At 53.1% G+C, this 17,428-nt stretch carries 12 protein-coding genes and 4 tRNA genes; 1 reads left to right on the forward strand and 15 read right to left on the reverse strand.

Features of this window, described 5'->3' with window-relative positions:
- Positions 1-35: 35 nt before the first annotated feature.
- The 13 genes from rpoC to ACT3IC_RS08565 form a co-directional block, all read right to left on the reverse strand.
- Positions 36-4,259 (reverse strand): DNA-directed RNA polymerase subunit beta', encoded by a 4,224-nt coding sequence (gene rpoC / locus ACT3IC_RS08505; RefSeq protein ID WP_103177802.1) that lies wholly within the window; start codon positions 4,257-4,259, stop codon positions 36-38.
- A 76-nt stretch (positions 4,260-4,335) separates the two neighbouring features.
- Positions 4,336-8,364, reverse strand: coding sequence for a DNA-directed RNA polymerase subunit beta (gene rpoB / locus ACT3IC_RS08510; protein ID WP_103177801.1), 4,029 nt, complete (start codon positions 8,362-8,364; stop codon positions 4,336-4,338).
- Between the two features lie 318 nt (positions 8,365-8,682).
- Positions 8,683-9,048 (reverse strand): 50S ribosomal protein L7/L12, encoded by a 366-nt coding sequence (gene rplL, locus ACT3IC_RS08515; protein ID WP_103177800.1) that lies wholly within the window; start codon positions 9,046-9,048, stop codon positions 8,683-8,685.
- 66 nt (positions 9,049-9,114) lie between these two features.
- The gene (rplJ, locus tag ACT3IC_RS08520; protein WP_004097644.1) at positions 9,115-9,612 is read right to left on the reverse strand and encodes a 50S ribosomal protein L10; all 498 of its coding nucleotides are present in this window, start codon (positions 9,610-9,612) and stop codon (positions 9,115-9,117) included.
- Positions 9,613-9,901: 289 nt separating this feature from the next.
- Positions 9,902-10,606 carry a 50S ribosomal protein L1 gene (gene rplA, locus ACT3IC_RS08525; protein WP_103177798.1) on the reverse strand — a complete coding sequence of 235 codons (705 nt, stop codon included), beginning with the start codon at positions 10,604-10,606 and terminating at the stop codon, positions 9,902-9,904.
- Between the two features lie 3 nt (positions 10,607-10,609).
- Positions 10,610-11,038: a 50S ribosomal protein L11 gene (rplK, locus tag ACT3IC_RS08530; protein WP_004097640.1), complete on the reverse strand. Its 429-nt coding sequence runs from the start codon at positions 11,036-11,038 to the stop codon at positions 10,610-10,612.
- A gap of 154 nt (positions 11,039-11,192) precedes the next feature.
- Complete coding sequence (gene nusG, locus ACT3IC_RS08535) at positions 11,193-11,738, reverse strand: transcription termination/antitermination protein NusG (protein ID WP_003862341.1); 546 nt, start codon at positions 11,736-11,738, stop codon at positions 11,193-11,195.
- A gap of 1 nt (position 11,739) precedes the next feature.
- The gene (gene secE, locus ACT3IC_RS08540; RefSeq protein WP_003862342.1) at positions 11,740-12,123 is read right to left on the reverse strand and encodes a preprotein translocase subunit SecE; all 384 of its coding nucleotides are present in this window, start codon (positions 12,121-12,123) and stop codon (positions 11,740-11,742) included.
- A 229-nt stretch (positions 12,124-12,352) separates the two neighbouring features.
- Complete coding sequence (gene tuf / locus ACT3IC_RS08545) at positions 12,353-13,537, reverse strand: elongation factor Tu (protein ID WP_059307073.1); 1,185 nt, start codon at positions 13,535-13,537, stop codon at positions 12,353-12,355.
- Between the two features lie 118 nt (positions 13,538-13,655).
- Positions 13,656-13,731: transfer RNA gene (locus tag ACT3IC_RS08550), tRNA-Thr, on the reverse strand.
- 6 nt (positions 13,732-13,737) lie between these two features.
- Positions 13,738-13,812 (reverse strand) — tRNA-Gly (locus ACT3IC_RS08555).
- Between the two features lie 117 nt (positions 13,813-13,929).
- A tRNA-Tyr gene (locus tag ACT3IC_RS08560) sits at positions 13,930-14,014 on the reverse strand.
- Between the two features lie 8 nt (positions 14,015-14,022).
- Positions 14,023-14,098, reverse strand: a tRNA-Thr gene (locus ACT3IC_RS08565).
- Positions 14,099-14,434: 336 nt separating this feature from the next.
- Between ACT3IC_RS08565 and coaA the strand changes: the two genes are divergently transcribed.
- Positions 14,435-15,385 carry a type I pantothenate kinase gene (gene coaA / locus ACT3IC_RS08570; RefSeq protein WP_103177797.1) on the forward strand — a complete coding sequence of 317 codons (951 nt, stop codon included), beginning with the start codon at positions 14,435-14,437 and terminating at the stop codon, positions 15,383-15,385.
- A 50-nt stretch (positions 15,386-15,435) separates the two neighbouring features.
- On the opposite strand, the gene dppF is transcribed toward coaA, so the two are convergent.
- Complete coding sequence (gene dppF / locus ACT3IC_RS08575; protein WP_159340389.1) at positions 15,436-16,449, reverse strand: dipeptide ABC transporter ATP-binding subunit DppF; 1,014 nt, start codon at positions 16,447-16,449, stop codon at positions 15,436-15,438.
- Positions 16,436-17,428 carry a dipeptide ABC transporter ATP-binding protein gene (dppD, locus tag ACT3IC_RS08580; RefSeq protein WP_103824372.1) on the reverse strand — a complete coding sequence of 331 codons (993 nt, stop codon included), beginning with the start codon at positions 17,426-17,428 and terminating at the stop codon, positions 16,436-16,438. The genes dppF and dppD overlap by 14 nt, the downstream gene beginning before the upstream one ends.

Below are 17,428 nucleotides of genomic sequence, written 5' to 3' on the forward strand. Positions count from 1 at the left end.
GCCGAAGCGGGTTTTTTAATGGGCTGACTTAACGATTACTCGTTGTCAGAACCGCCCAGGCCTGCGTTCAGCAGCTCTGCCAGGCTGGCAGAGGCATCTTCAGCAGTTACCTGCGGTGCAGCAGGGATTTCGCCCGCTGCGCGACGGCGCATACGATCCTGGTGGTAGGCATAACCGGTACCCGCCGGGATCAGACGACCCACGATAACGTTCTCTTTCAGACCGCGCAGTTCGTCGCGTTTGCCCGCAACGGCTGCTTCGGTAAGCACACGAGTGGTCTCCTGGAACGATGCCGCGGAGATGAAGGACTCGGTTGCCAGGGACGCTTTGGTGATACCCAGCAGATCGCGTGCGTAGGTCGCACTGAGTTTGCCGTTCGCTTCCAGATCGCGGTTAGCAATCTTAACGCGAGAGTATTCAACCTGCTCACCTTCGAGGAAGTCGGAGCTACCGGCATTCACGATGGTGGCTTTACGCAGCATCTGACGAACGATAACTTCGATGTGCTTATCGTTGATCTTAACGCCTTGCAGACGGTAAACGTCCTGTACTTCGTTGGTGATGTAACGCGTTACCGCGTGTACGCCACGAAGACGCAGAATGTCGTGCGGTGCTTCCGGACCGTCGGAAACCACGTCACCACGTTCTACACGTTCACCTTCAAACACGTTGAGCTGACGCCATTTTGGAATCATCTCTTCGTACGGATCGCTGCCATCCAGCGGCGTGATCACCAGACGGCGCTTCCCTTTGGTCTCTTTACCGAAGGAAATAATACCGCTGATTTCAGCCAGGATTGCCGGCTCTTTCGGACGACGTGCTTCGAACAGGTCCGCAACGCGCGGCAGACCACCGGTGATATCTTTGGTACCGCTGGATTCCTGAGGAATACGCGCCAGAGCATCACCCGCGCCGATCTGAATACCGTCTTCCAGCTGGACAATCGCTTTACCTGGCAGGAAGTACTGAGCCGGCATATCGGTGCCTGGGATCAGAACGTCGTTGCCGTTAGCATCAACGATTTTCAGTGCTGGACGCAGATCTTTACCACCCGCGGTACGTTCTGCAGAGTCCAGAACCACCAGGGAAGAGAGACCGGTCAGTTCGTCGGTCTGACGAGTAATCGTCTGGCCGTCGATCATATCGGTAAAGCGAATGAAGCCCGCCACTTCGGTGATAACCGGCATGGTGTGCGGATCCCAGTTTGCTACGGTTTCGCCGCCTGCAACCTGCTCGCCGTCGCCTTTCGCCATTACCGCACCGTAAGGCACTTTATAGCTCTCTTTGGTACGACCGAATTCGTCGATCAGTTTCAGCTCGGTGTTACGGGACGTGATAACCAGTTTACCGCTGGAGTTCACAACCGACTTCGCGTTGCTGAGCTTGATGCTACCTTTGTTTTTCACCTGGATGCTGGATTCAGCAGCCGCACGAGATGCCGCACCACCGATGTGGAACGTACGCATCGTCAGCTGTGTACCCGGTTCACCGATGGACTGTGCCGCGATAACACCGATTGCTTCACCTTTGTTGATGATGTGGCCACGCGCCAGGTCACGACCATAGCAGTGCGCACATACACCAAAGTCGGTGTCACAGGATACAACGGAACGTACTTTCACGGAGTCAACAGAGTTCACTTCCAGCAGATCACACCACTGCTCGTTCAGCAGGGTGTTACGTGGAACCAGAATGTCTGCAGTGCCCGGCTTCAGAACGTCTTCCGCGGTCACACGACCCAGTACGCGATCGCGCAGCGGCTCTTTAACATCACCACCCTCGATAACCGGGGTCATGGTGATACCTTCGAGGGTGCCACAATCGTCTTCGGTAACAACCAGGTCCTGCGCAACGTCTACCAGACGACGCGTCAGATAACCGGAGTTAGCTGTTTTCAGTGCGGTATCCGCCAGACCTTTACGCGCACCGTGCGTGGAGATGAAGTACTGGAGTACGTTCAGACCTTCACGGAAGTTCGCGGTGATTGGCGTTTCGATGATGGAGCCATCTGGCTTCGCCATCAGACCACGCATACCTGCCAGCTGACGAATCTGTGCTGCAGAACCACGCGCACCGGAGTCGGCCATCATGTAGATGCTGTTGAAGGAGACCTGCTGCTCTTCTTTACCTTCACGGTTGATTACCGTTTCAGTCTGCAGGTTGTCCATCATCGCTTTGGATACACGATCGTTCGCCGCTGCCCAGATATCGATAACTTTGTTATAGCGTTCGCCTGCGGTTACCAGACCAGACTGGAACTGCTCCTGGATCTCAGCAACTTCAGCTTCCGCTTCAGAGATGATCTCGTGTTTCTTCTCTGGGATGACCATGTCATCAATACCAACAGATGCACCTGAACGCGCTGCATAAGCAAAGCCGGTGTACATTGTCTGGTCAGCGAAGATAACGGTCGGCTTCAGACCCAGAATGCGGTAACAGGTGTTCAGCATTTTGGAGATCGCTTTCTTACCCAGCGCCTGGTTGACGATGGAGAAAGGCAGACCTTTCGGTACGATCATCCACAGAATGGCACGGCCAATGGTCGTGTCTTTCAGGCTGGTTTTCGCAACGAATTCGCCGTTTTCATCTTTTTCATATTCGGTGATACGCACTTTAACGCGCGCATGCAGAGAGGCCAGGCCAGCGCGATAAATACGCTCAGCTTCTTTCGGGCCAGTCAGCACCATGCCTTCGCCTTTGGCGTTAACACAGTCACGGGTCATGTAGTACAGACCCAGTACAACGTCCTGAGAAGGAACGATGATAGGTTCACCGTTCGCTGGAGACAGGATGTTGTTAGTAGACATCATCAGCGCACGCGCTTCGAGCTGGGCTTCCAGCGTCAGCGGTACGTGAACAGCCATCTGGTCACCATCGAAGTCGGCGTTATAGGCCGCACAAACCAGCGGGTGCAGCTGGATAGCTTTACCTTCGATCAGTACTGGCTCAAATGCCTGGATACCCAGACGGTGCAGGGTTGGTGCACGGTTCAGCAGTACCGGGTGTTCGCGGATCACTTCGTCCAGGATATCCCAAACGACAGCTTCTTCACGCTCAACCATTTTCTTAGCGGCTTTGATGGTGGTGGCGAGGCCACGCAGTTCCAGCTTGCCGTAGATGAACGGTTTGAACAGCTCCAGCGCCATTTTCTTCGGCAGACCGCACTGATGCAGACGCAGGTATGGACCTACGGTGATTACAGAACGACCGGAGTAGTCAACACGCTTACCGAGCAGGTTCTGACGGAAACGACCCTGCTTACCTTTGATCATGTCGGCCAAAGATTTCAGAGGACGTTTGTTAGAACCGGTGATCGCACGACCGCGACGACCGTTATCCAGCAGGGCATCTACCGCTTCCTGCAGCATACGTTTTTCGTTGCGTACGATGATATCTGGCGCAGCCAGATCCAGCAGACGTTTCAGACGGTTGTTACGGTTAATGACGCGACGATAGAGATCGTTCAGGTCAGACGTCGCGAAACGACCACCATCCAGCGGAACCAGCGGACGCAGATCTGGCGGCAGAACCGGCAGAACGGTCAGGATCATCCACTCTGGTTTGTTACCAGACTGAACGAACGCTTCCAGCAGTTTGATACGCTTGGTCAGCTTTTTACGCTTGGTTTCGGAGTTGGTTTCGTTCAGCTCTTCACGCAGCTGCTCGCACTCTTGCTCCAGATCCATGCTCTTCAGCAGGGCCTGGATCGCTTCCGCACCCATCTTCGCGTCGAATTCGTCACCGAACTCTTCCAGCGCGTCCAGATACTGCTCTTCGGTCAGGATCTGGTTACGTTCCAGATTGGTCATGCCGCCTTCGATAACCACATAGGATTCGAAGTAAAGAACACGTTCGATATCGCGCAGTGGCATATCGAGCAGCAGGCCGATACGGGACGGCAGAGATTTCAGGAACCAGATGTGGGCAGTCGGAGACGCCAGCTCGATGTGGCCCATGCGCTCACGACGCACTTTAGTCTGGGTCACTTCAACGCCGCACTTCTCACAGATCACACCACGGTGTTTCAGGCGCTTGTACTTACCGCACAGGCACTCGTAATCTTTTACTGGCCCGAAAATACGCGCACAGAAAAGGCCGTCACGCTCAGGTTTGAACGTACGGTAGTTGATGGTTTCCGGCTTTTTAACTTCACCGAAAGACCATGAACGGATCATGTCTGGCGAGGCCAGAGCAATTTTGATCGCATCAAACTCTTCGGTTTTAGTTTGCGCTTTCAGAAACTTTAATAAGTCTTTCACGGATTTGCTCCCGTCGGAGTTAGCACAATCTGGTGTCGGGAGTTACCCCGACACCAGTGACCTGTTTGAGCGAGAGTTACTCGTCTTCCAGTTCGATGTTGATACCCAGCGAACGAATTTCTTTCAACAGTACGTTGAAGGACTCTGGCATGCCCGGCTCCATCTGATGGTTGCCGTCCACGATGTTTTTATACATCTTGGTACGACCGTTCACGTCATCAGACTTAACGGTGAGCATTTCCTGCAGGGTGTATGCTGCGCCATATGCTTCAAGCGCCCACACTTCCATCTCCCCGAAGCGCTGACCACCGAACTGCGCCTTACCACCCAGCGGCTGCTGAGTAACCAGGCTGTAAGAACCGGTAGAACGCGCGTGCATCTTGTCATCAACCAGGTGGTTCAGTTTCAGCATGTACATGTAGCCAACGGTTACCTGGCGCTCGAACTGCTCACCGGTACGACCGTCGAACAGAGTGATCTGGCCAGAACTTGGCAGGCCACCCAGCTGTAACAGTTCCTTGATTTCAGACTCTTTCGCACCATCGAAGACAGGCGTTGCGATTGGCATACCCTTACGCAGGTTTTCAGCCAGACGCATCACTTCTTCATCGCTGAAGGTGTTCAGGTCGACTTTCTGGCAAACGTCGGTACCCAGATCGTACGCACGCTGGATGAATTCGCGCAGTTTCGCGACTTCCTGCTGCTGTTTCAGCATGGCGTTAATCTTGTCGCCGATACCTTTCGCAGCCATACCCAGGTGGGTTTCAAGGATCTGACCGATGTTCATACGAGACGGTACGCCCAGTGGGTTCAGTACGATGTCTACCGGCGTGCCGTTTTCATCGTAAGGCATATCTTCGATCGGGTTGATCTTAGAGATAACACCCTTGTTACCGTGACGACCCGCCATCTTATCACCAGGCTGGATCTGACGTTTAACGGCCAGATAAACCTTAACAATCTTCAGCACGCCCGGTGCCAGATCGTCGCCCTGAGTGATTTTGCGGCGTTTCGCTTCGAGTTTCTTCTCGAACTCGTGTTTCAGTTCGTCATACTGCTCAGCCAGCTGTTCCAGCTGATTTTGTTTCTCTTCGTCGGCCAGGCCCAGTTCCAGCCAGCGGTCACGCGGCAGCTTGTCGAGCTTCTCAGCTTCAACACCACCGGAAACCAGCACCGCGTAGATACGACCAAACAGGCCAGCTTCAAGGATCTGCAGCTCTTCAGACAGGTCTTTCTTAGCCTGCTTCAGCTGCATCTCTTCGATTTCCAGCGCACGTTTGTCTTTTTCTACGCCATCGCGAGTAAAGACCTGTACGTCGATAACCGTACCGGAAACACCGTTCGGTACGCGCAGAGAAGAGTCTTTAACGTCAGACGCTTTCTCACCGAAGATCGCGCGCAGCAGTTTCTCTTCTGGCGTCAGCTGGGTTTCACCTTTCGGCGTTACCTTACCAACCAGAATGTCGCCGCCGGTCACTTCCGCACCGATGTAAACGATACCGGATTCATCCAGTTTGGAGAGCGCAGCTTCACCCACGTTAGGGATGTCAGCGGTGATCTCTTCTGGCCCCAGCTTGGTGTCACGGGAGACACAGGCCAGTTCCTGGATGTGAATAGTGGTGAAACGATCTTCCTGAACCACACGCTCGGAGACGAGGATGGAGTCTTCGAAGTTGTAACCGTTCCACGGCATGAACGCTACGCGCATGTTCTGACCGAGCGCCAGTTCACCGAGGTCGGTGGACGGACCGTCTGCCAGCACGTCGCCGCGCTCAACTGGCTCACCCAGAGATACGCAAGGCATCTGGTTGATACAGGTGTTCTGGTTAGAACGGGTGTATTTGGTCAGGTTGTAGATGTCGATACCCGCTTCGCCTGGGTACATCTCGTCTTCGTTAACTTTGATAACGATACGGGATGCATCCACGTACTGAACGGTACCGCCACGTTTAGCAACTGCAGTTACACCGGAGTCAACGGCAACAGCACGTTCCATACCGGTACCAACCAGCGGCTTATCAGCGCGCAGAGTCGGAACCGCCTGACGTTGCATGTTCGCACCCATCAATGCACGGTTGGCGTCATCGTGTTCCAGGAACGGGATCAGGGACGCACCGACGGAAACCACCTGCTGGGTGGAAACGTCCATGTAGTCAACCTGGTCGTTGCTGAACAAGCTGGATTCACCTTTGCTACGGCAGGTAACGAGGTCATCAACAAAGCGACCTTCTTCGTCCAGGTTGGTGTTCGCCTGGGCGATAACGTAGTTACCTTCTTCGATAGCAGACAGGTAGTGAATTTCGTCGGTTACAACACCGTCAGTCACTTTACGGTACGGGGTCTCGAGGAAGCCGTATTCGTTCGTCTGTGCGTACACGGACAGGGAGTTGATCAGACCGATGTTTGGACCTTCAGGCGTTTCGATTGGACATACGCGACCGTAGTGGGTCGGGTGTACGTCTCGAACTTCGAAGCCTGCGCGCTCACGGGTCAGACCGCCTGGGCCGAGTGCAGAGATACGACGCTTGTGCGTGATCTCAGACAGCGGGTTGTTCTGGTCCATAAACTGAGACAGCTGGCTGGAACCAAAGAACTCTTTCACTGCTGCGGAGATCGGCTTGGCGTTGATCATATCCTGAGGCATCAGGGTATCCAGATCGCCCAGAGACAGACGCTCTTTCACCGCACGCTCTACACGTACCAGGCCAACGCGGAACTGGTTTTCCGCCATTTCGCCTACGGAACGGATACGACGGTTGCCGAGGTGGTCGATATCGTCCACTTCGCCTTTACCGTTACGGATATCGATGAGCTTCTTCATCACTTCGATGATGTCTTCTTTGCTCAGGATACCGGAACCTTCGATCGTGTCACGCAGCAGAGAACGGTTGAACTTCATACGACCAACCGCGGAGAGATCGTAGCGGTCTTCGGAGAAGAACAGGTTCTCGAACAGGCTTTCAGCCGCTTCGCGAGTTGGTGGCTCACCAGGGCGCATCATGCGGTAGATTTCTACCAGCGCGCTCAGACGATCGGTGGTTGGGTCGACACGTACGGTTTCGGACATGTACGGACCGTGGTCCAGATCGTTGGTGAACAGCGTTTCGATACGCTTGTGGCCAGACTGGCTCAGCTTAGCCAGCAGATCCAGGCTCAGCTCCATGTTCGCTGGGCAGATCAGCTCGCCAGTAGATGCATCAACGTAGTCTTTTGCTGCAACTTTGCCAGCAATGTACTCAACCGGAACTTCGATGTGTTTGATTTCATCTTTTTCCAGCTGACGGATGTGGCGCGCAGTAATACGGCGGCCTTTTTCCACATACACTTTGCCGTTGGCTTCGATGTCGAACGACGCGGTATCACCACGCAGACGCTCTGGCACCAGTTCCATTTGCAGCTTGTTGTCGCGAATTTCAAAGACAACTTTCTCAAAGAACAGATCAAGAATCTGCTCAGTGGTGTAGTTCAGCGCACGCAGAATGATGGTCGCAGGCAGTTTACGACGACGGTCGATACGGACAAACAGGTTGTCTTTCGGATCGAACTCGAAGTCCAGCCAGGAACCACGGTAAGGAATGATACGCGCGTTATACAGTACTTTACCGGAAGAGTGCGTTTTACCTTTATCGCTGTCGAAGAAGACGCCCGGGCTACGGTGCAGCTGGGAAACGATAACACGCTCAGTACCGTTGATAACGAAAGTACCGTTGTCGGTCATGAGCGGAATTTCGCCCATGTAGACTTCTTGTTCTTTGATGTCTTTAACGGTGCCTTCCGGCGCTTCGCGCTCGTAGATCACCAGACGCAGTTTAACGCGCAGCGGTGCCGAGTAGGTCACGCCACGGATTTGACATTCCTGAACGTCAAATACCGGTTCGCCAAGGCGGTAGCTGACGTATTGCAGCTCGGAGTTACCGCTGTAGCTCTTAATCGGGAATACGGAACGGAAGGCTGCTTCCAGGCCGTACTGCCCTTCAGGATCTTGCTCGATAAACTTCTGGAACGAGTCAAGCTGGATAGAAAGGAGATATGGAATGTCCAGAACTTGTGGACGTTTACCAAAATCCTTACGAATACGTTTTTTCTCGGTATAGGAGTAAACCATAGGGTTCCTCAGCTCGCTGACAAGTCGACCCATCTGTCCATTGGCGGACAGTTTGTGCAACACCATTTTGTTGATCGGAAAATCGAACACTTTCCGCAATGCCTGTTGCTATCACGCTTAAACCATTTCATTGCGATTTACCCAGAGCGAGCACCCTGTCGCAGTATATTAAGTCGTCGATAGAAACAAGCATTGTCAGGACAACCAGCAGTCAAACAGTGTGAAACGCTACTGGCGCCTTACAGCGCAAAAAGGCTGGTGACCAAAAAGTCACCAGCCATCAGCCTAATTTCTCAGGCTGCAACCGGAAGGGTTGGCTTATTTAACTTCAACTTCAGCGCCAGCTTCTTCCAGAGATTTTTTCAGTGCTTCTGCGTCGTCTTTGCTCACGCCTTCTTTCAGCGCAGCTGGAGCAGATTCTACCAGGTCTTTAGCTTCTTTCAGACCCAGGCCAGTTGCAGCACGTACTGCTTTGATTACAGCAACTTTGTTCGCGCCAGCAGCTTTCAGAACTACGTCGAATTCAGTTTTTTCTTCAGCAGCTTCAACCGGGCCAGCAGCTACAGCTACAGCAGCAGCAGCGGAAACACCGAATTTTTCTTCCATTGCAGAGATCAGTTCTACAACGTCCATTACGGACATAGCGGATACTGCTTCAATGATTTGATCTTTAGTGATAGACATTTAAATTGTTCCTGAAAATCAGAATAAGTTTATACGTAAGCGAATACTTGATAAAGAGGACTGCAATTAAGCAGCTTCTTTCGCATCGCGAACAGCAGCCAGAGTGCGAACCAGTTTGCCAGCCGAAGCTTCTTTCATGGTTGCCATCAGGCGTGCAATTGCTTCTTCGTAGGTCGGCAGGGTTGCCAGGCGATCGATTTGCGATGCCGGGATCAACTCACCTTCAAAGGCTGCAGCTTTAACCTCGAATTTTGCATTCGCTTTCGCGAACTCTTTGAACAGACGAGCAGCAGCGCCCGGGTGTTCCATAGAGTATGCAATCAAGGTTGGACCAACAAACGTGTCTTTCAGGCACTCGAAAGGAGTACCTTCAACTACGCGGCGCAGCAGGGTGTTACGAACAACACGCATGTAAACGCCAGCTTCACGACCTGCTTTACGCAGTTCAGTCATTTTATCTACAGTAACGCCACGGGAATCCGCAACTACTGCAGACAGCGCGCCTTTGGCTACTTCGCTGACTTCAGCAACAATCGCTTGTTTGTCTTGAAGATTTAAAGCCATTAGCTTTGCTCCTGGATGTTTGCCAGGGCTCATGCCCTGGAACTCACTTCACTCTTCCCAACGGGAAGAGCGTCTAAATACGGTGAGCAGAAACAAGCCAGAGTATCAAAAAATAATCTTAGCGTTCTGTCACCGTCTACGCAGGGGATTAAGCCTCTTGCGAGACACCTGCGGTCTTCGACGGAGGCCTGGATAGGCCAGGCTCCAACGAACAATTCGGTTACCCGCTAACCTGAGTTAGCAAACGTGGGCGAAGATTGTAGACAAATTCGCCGCCCACGTAAAGGTATTAGTTTGCAGCAGCGCTCAGGCCAGCCTGGTCAACTGCAACACCTGCACCCATGGTGGTGGAGATGCTAACTTTCTTGATATACACGCCTTTCGCCTGAGTTGGTTTTGCTTTTTTCAGCGCAACCAGCAGAGCTTCCAGGTTTTCTTTCAGTTTGTCAGCGTCGAAGTCCACTTTACCGATGGTGGTGTGGATGATGCCGTTTTTGTCGTTACGATAACGAACCTGACCTGCTTTAGCGTTCTTAACCGCTTCAGCAACGTTAGGAGTTACAGTACCCACTTTCGGGTTTGGCATCAGGCCGCGTGGACCCAGAACCTGGCCCAGCTGGCCAACAACGCGCATTGCATCTGGAGATGCGATAACAACGTCAAAGTTCATTTCGCCTTTCTTGATCTGGTCAGCCAGATCTTCCATACCTACCAGCTCAGCGCCTGCAGCTTTAGCAGCTTCAGCGTTTGCGCCCTGGGCAAATACGGCTACGCGAACGGAACGGCCAGTACCGTGTGGCAGTACAGTTGCACCACGTACGTTCTGATCAGATTTACGAGCGTCGATACCGAGGTTTACAGCAACGTCAACGCTTTCAACGAACTTAGCGGTAGCCAGTTCTTTCAGCAGAGCGATAGCTTCGTTGATTTCGTACTGTTTGGTCGCATCAACTTTGTCACGGATCACGGACATGCGCTTGGTCAGTTTAGCCATTTCTTAGTCCTCCACTACCAGGCCCATGGAACGTGCAGTACCTTCGATGGAGCGAGTCATCGCTTCAATGTCGGAACCAGTCATGTCGGCAGCTTTGGTCTGCGCGATTTCCTGCAGCTGAGCGCGGGAAATTTTACCTACTTTGTCTTTGTTCGGCTTGCCGGAACCAGACTTGATACCAGCCGCTTTTTTCAGCAGAACTGCTGCCGGCGGGGTCTTGGTAACGAAAGTGAAAGAACGGTCAGCGTAAACAGTGATTACGACTGGGATTGGCAGACCTTTTTCCAGGGATTCGGTTTTTGCGTTGAACGCTTTACAGAATTCCATGATGTTCACACCCTGCTGACCCAGAGCTGGACCAACTGGTGGACTTGGGTTCGCCATACCAGCTGCAACCTGCAGCTTGACGTAGGCTTGTACTTTCTTAGCCATTCTAAAATCCTCTGATTGGGTTATAGCGCCTCAAGGAGGCTCCCCGTGATAAAATTCGTTTTACGGATTGCATCCATAAAAACAAAAGGCGCGAAATTGTATTCCAATCTCGCGCCCTGTGCAACGTTTAAATCGTCGCTTTTTTGATCGCTGCTTAGGCTTTTTCTACCTGGGCGAAGTCCAGCTCTACCGGGGTCGCACGACCGAAGATAGAAACAGAAACTTTCAGGCGGGACTTCTCGTAGTCCACTTCTTCAACCACACCGTTAAAGTCAGCAAACGGACCGTCATTAACACGTACCATTTCACCCGGTTCAAACAGCGTTTTCGGACGCGGCTTATCACCCACCTGCTGCAGGCGGTTCATAATCGCATCAACTTCTTTATCGCTGATTGGCGCCGGACGGTCAGACGTGCCGCCGATAAAGCCCATTACGCGCGGTACGCTGCGCACTAAGTGCCAGCTTGCGTCGTTCATCACCATCTGAACAAGCACGTAACCCGGGAAGAATTTGCGCTCGCTTTTGCGACGCTGGCCGCCACGGATCTCGACCACTTCTTCGGTCGGAACCATAACTTCACCAAACAACTCTTCCATGTTGTGTAATTTGATATGCTCACGCAGCGACGTTGCTACGCGGCCTTCAAAACCGGAAAACGCCTGAACGACGTACCAGCGCTTTTTAGGGGCTTCAGACATCTCAGAACCTCAGGCCAGTGATAAAGGATACCAGGCGAACCAGAATACCATCCAGTCCCCACAGGATCAGTGACATTACAGCGGTAACCGCAGCTACAATCAGCGTGGTGTGCAATGTTTCCTGGCGAGTCGGCCAAATGACCTTACGGACTTCCGTTCTCGCTTCGCGGGCAAAAGCGACGGTCGCTTTACCTTTGGTCGTCAACAGCGCGACACCACCCGCTGCAGCAATCAGAATTACCACTGCCAGCGCGCGTAGCGGCAGCATCATGTCACGATAAAGGTAGTTGCCCACGATTGCTACGATCAACAATACGGCTACTACTACCCATTTCATCGCTTCCAGGCCGCGCCCGCTCCCTTGAGCTTCGGTATTCGCACTCATAAACCAACCTGTCAGAAGTATTCTACAAACATTTTCACCCCGCGAGCGCGAGGCAAACCAAATCGAAATGCTAATTCGCTTTTCGGATTATACGCTCTCTGCAGAGCCTGTCTCAGCAATGATTATGACAAAAATAATCACTGATGAGCCAGGTTCTGATGTGAAAGCGTGCAAAAAGGGCATCAAATGATGCCCTTTTCATGCGCATTGCGTCAAATGTTATCAGCAATTAGCCGAGAACTTTAGCAACCACGCCCGCGCCAACGGTACGGCCGCCTTCGCGGATTGCGAAACGCAGACCATCGTCCATTGCGATTGGGTGGATCAGGGTAACAACCATTTTGATGTTGTCGCCTGGCATTACCATCTCAACGCCTTCTGGCAGTTCGATGGTACCGGTCACGTCAGTAGTACGGAAGTAGAACTGTGGACGGTAGCCTTTGAAGAACGGAGTATGACGGCCGCCTTCGTCTTTGGACAGGATGTACACTTCAGATTCGAACTTGGTGTGTGGCTTGATTGAGCCTGGCTTCGCCAGAACCTGACCACGTTCGATTTCTTCACGCTTGATACCACGCAGCAGAACACCAACGTTCTCACCAGCACGGCCTTCGTCCAGCAGTTTGCGGAACATTTCAACGCCAGTACAGGTAGATTTCGCAGTATCTTTGATACCAACGATTTCAACTTCTTCACCCACTTTGATGATACCGCGCTCTACACGACCGGTAACAACGGTACCACGACCGGAGATGGAGAATACGTCTTCGATTGGCAGCAGGAATGGCTTGTCGATAGCGCGCTCTGGTTCTGGGATGTAAGAATCCAGGTAGCCAGCCAGTTCGATGATTTTCTCTTCCCACTCAGCTTCGCCTTCCAGCGCTTTCAGCGCGGAACCACGAACGATTGGGGTATCGTCGCCTGGGAAATCGTACTGAGACAGCAGTTCACGAACTTCCATCTCTACCAGTTCCAGCAGCTCTTCGTCATCAACCATGTCGCATTTGTTCAGGAACACGATGATGAAAGGAACGCCTACCTGACGACCCAGCAGGATGTGCTCACGGGTCTGAGGCATTGGGCCGTCAGTCGCAGCAACAACCAGGATCGCGCCGTCCATCTGCGCAGCACCGGTGATCATGTTTTTAACATAGTCGGCGTGGCCTGGGCAGTCTACGTGTGCGTAGTGACGAGTCGGGGTGTCGTATTCAACGTGGGAAGTGTTGATGGTGATACCACGAGCTTTTTCTTCTGGTGCGTTATCGATCTGGTCGAATGCACGAGCAGAACCACCGTAGGTTTTTGCCAGAACGGTAGTGATTGCAGCGGTCAGCGTTGTTTTACCATGGTCAACGTGGCCGATAGTACCGACGTTAACGTGCGGTTTTGTACGTTCAAACTTTTCTTTAGACATCGATTGTCCCTCTAAGACACGGATAAATCGGTGATATCACCACATCAACCAGGCGAAATGCCTGAACTGTTGAATACATTTAAATTGAAACAGAGAGAAATGGGAGGGAGAAGTGAAGTGGTGCTGATACCCAGAGTCGAACTGGGGACCTCACCCTTACCAAGGGTGCGCTCTACCAACTGAGCCATATCAGCACGTATTGGAGCGGGCAGCGGGAATCGAACCCGCATCATCAGCTTGGAAGGCTGAGGTAATAGCCATTATACGATGCCCGCATCCTGAAACTCGGCTACCCAGTTCTTTCTGTAACAAAAAAAGAGATTTCTCTCTTTTTAAGTTCGAGCTGGTTAATTTTTTCAACCAACTCCGGCGGCGTTAACGCTGCCAGAAAGTGGTGGTGGGGGAAGGATTCGAACCTTCGAAGTCTGTGACGGCAGATTTACAGTCTGCTCCCTTTGGCCGCTCGGGAACCCCACCGGACTTGATGGTGCCGACTACCGGAATCGAACTGGTGACCTACTGATTACAAGTCAGTTGCTCTACCTACTGAGCTAAGTCGGCATCAAGTAGCGCGCATTCTATGGAGACATGGGCAGTCATGCAACTAAAAATTTGCATAAATTGTTCTTTCGCTCACATTTTGTGCTGGAAGAGTGAATAACGCTGTATTTTCAGGCAGACGCGCGCAAATATTCACCATATGCTGTCCCGTAATAGGCTCAAACCCGGTCTGTGACGATTCCCGCTTAACGCAACACGGGGCCACTTTTTTTCTTATTATTCGGCTCATCTGGTGTTAACCTCCTGCCCATTGTCCAAAATTAACTAATCAATGATGTGCCACTCCCCCCTACCCAGCCTCTGTTGTGGGATGCGATGGCTCATTCAAGCATGCTTATGAGCAAAAAAGAGCAAACGTTAATGACGCCTTATCTCCAGTTTAGCCGCAGCCAGTGGGCTGCTCTGCGTGACTCCGTCCCGATGACCTTAACGGAAGGCGAAATCGCACGGTTAAAAGGGATAAACGAAGACCTGTCGCTTGAAGAAGTGGCTGAAATTTATTTGCCTCTGTCACGTTTGCTGAATTTCTATATCAGTTCCAACCTTCGTCGACAGGCCGTGCTGGAACAGTTCCTCGGGACTAACGGACAGCGCATCCCTTATATCATCAGTATTGCCGGCAGCGTGGCCGTGGGTAAAAGTACCACTGCGCGCGTACTGCAGGCGCTGCTGAGCCGCTGGCCAGAGCATCGCAGCGTTGAGCTGATCACCACCGACGGCTTCCTGCACCCTAACGAGGTGTTAAAGGAGCGCGGTCTGATGAAGAAGAAAGGCTTCCCGCTCTCTTATGATATGCACCGTCTGGTGAAATTCGTGTCGGATCTGAAATCCGGCGTGCCGAACGTTACGGCCCCGGTCTATTCGCACCTGATTTATGACCGTATCCCTGACGGGGACAAAACCGTGGTCCAGCCGGACATTCTGATTCTGGAAGGGTTAAACGTTTTGCAAAGCGGGATGGACTATCCTCATGACCCGCATCATGTCTTTGTCTCCGACTTTGTCGACTTCTCTATTTATGTCGATGCCCCGGAAGATTTACTGCAAAGCTGGTACATCAACCGCTTCCTGAAGTTCCGCGAAGGGGCATTCACCGATCCTGACTCCTACTTCCACAACTACGCCCAGCTCTCGAAAGAGGAGGCGGTGAATGTGGCGACCGCACTGTGGAATGAGATCAACTATGTGAACCTGAAAGAGAACATTCTGCCAACGCGCGAGCGGGCCAGCCTGATCCTCACCAAGAGCGAAAAACACGCTGTCGATCAAATCCGTTTACGGAAATAGCGTCCCGCAAACCAATAAAAAAACCGGCGAATTCGCCGGTTTTTTTTCACTTATACGTGGGGCTTCTCGCCATTTTCGTCCTGGTCCACCGCAAAGCAGGCCACCAGTTGTCCGCCGTAGTCTTTCAACTGCGGTTGCAGTTGGGTACATGGCCCAAAGCGACGGCGGCAGCGGGCGTTGAATGCACACCCCGGCGGCGGATTGAGTGGGCTTGGCAGCTCACCGGTCAGCTTAATACGCTCCCGGCGGTCATCCGGGTTCAGACGCGGGGTCGCAGAGAGCAACGCCTGGGTATATGGATGGCGCGGGTTATTAAAGATCTGATCCTTGGTTCCCTTCTCGACGCAACGGCCCAGATACATCACCATCACTTCATCCGCGATATGCTCTACCACTGAGAGGTCGTGCGAGATGAAGACATACGACAGGCCTAAATCCTGCTGCAAATCCATCATCAGGTTCAGCACCTGCGCACGGACGGAAACGTCCAGCGCGGAGACCGGTTCATCGGCGATCACCACATCCGGATCGAGCATCAGACCACGGGCAATAGCGATACGCTGACGCTGGCCGCCAGAGAACATATGTGGATAGCGATCGTAGTGCTCGGTCTTAAGCCCCACTTTCGCCATCATCGCCAGCGCCTTTTCGCGACGCTGCTCTTTACTCAGCGTGGAGTTGATCTGCAGCGGCTCCTCCAGAATCTGCCCCACTTTTTTACGCGGGTTCAGCGAACCATAGGGGTTCTGGAAGACAATCTGGATTTTCTGGCGACGCAGCTTCTGCGCGTCGGGATCGTGCTTCAGCAGATCCTGCCCTTGATAGTACAGCTCGCCCCCGGTCGGGGTTTCAATCATGGTCAGCAGGCGACCCAGTGTGGATTTCCCGCAGCCAGACTCGCCTACTACCGCCAGCGTTTTGCCGCGCTCGAGGGTAAAGGAGACGCCGTCCAGCGCTTTCACCAGGCGCTCAGGGGCAAACAGCCCCTTCTTCACCGGGTAGTGTTTTTTCAGATCGATAGCCTGCAACAGGGGCTGTTGCATGGTGGCCTCATGCGTACTCATAGTTCGGCCTCCCGGCGTCATCAAGTGGGTAGTGACATTTAGACTGGCGACCGCCGTCCACGGTGTTCAGCGCCGGCTCGTCAACGCGACATTTGTCCGTAGCATACGGGCAGCGCGGGTTCAGCAGACAGCCGGTCGGGCGGTCATATTTACCCGGTACCACGCCCGGCAGTGACGCCAGGCGCGCCTTATCCTGGGCAAACTCCGGCAGTGCGCGCAGCAGCGCCTGGGTATAGGGGTGACGCGGCGCGCGGAAGATATCGTGCGAGCTGCCGGTTTCCACAACCTGCCCGGCATACATCACGATGATTTTATGCGCCGCTTCGGCCACTAACGCCAGGTCATGGGTGATCAGGATCAGCGCCATGTTCTCTTTCTGCTGTAACTCCAGCAACAGCTCGATGATCTGTGCCTGAATGGTCACGTCCAGCGCGGTTGTCGGTTCATCGGCAATCAGCAGTTTTGGCCGACAGGCAATCGCCATGGCGATCATCACGCGCTGGCTCATCCCGCCGGAGAGCTGGTGCGGATAGACATCCAGACGCGAGGCCGGGTCCGGAATACCCACCTGGGTCAACAGATCGATTGCCCGCTGGCGGCGGGTTTTCTTGTTTCCGCCCTGGTGCACCTTAATGGCTTCCATAATCTGGAAGCCCACGGTGTAGCACGGGTTAAGGCTGGTCATCGGATCCTGGAAGATCATCGCCACTTCGGCACCGACCAGGTTGCGGCGCTCTTTTTCGGAAATGCGCTTCAGATCCTGCCCGTTAAATTCCAGGTTTTCCGCCATCACGCGGCCTGGAAAATCAATCAGTCCCATGATTGCCAGGGAGCTTACCGATTTACCGGAACCGGACTCGCCCACAATGCCGACCACTTCACCCTGATTTACGCTGTAGCTGACCCGATCTACGGCGCGAAACTCGGAGCCTACGTCACCGAAGTGCACCGATAATTTATCTACATTTAATAACGCCAT

It is taken from the genome of Leclercia sp. GHBNCSD (genome assembly GCF_055805075.1).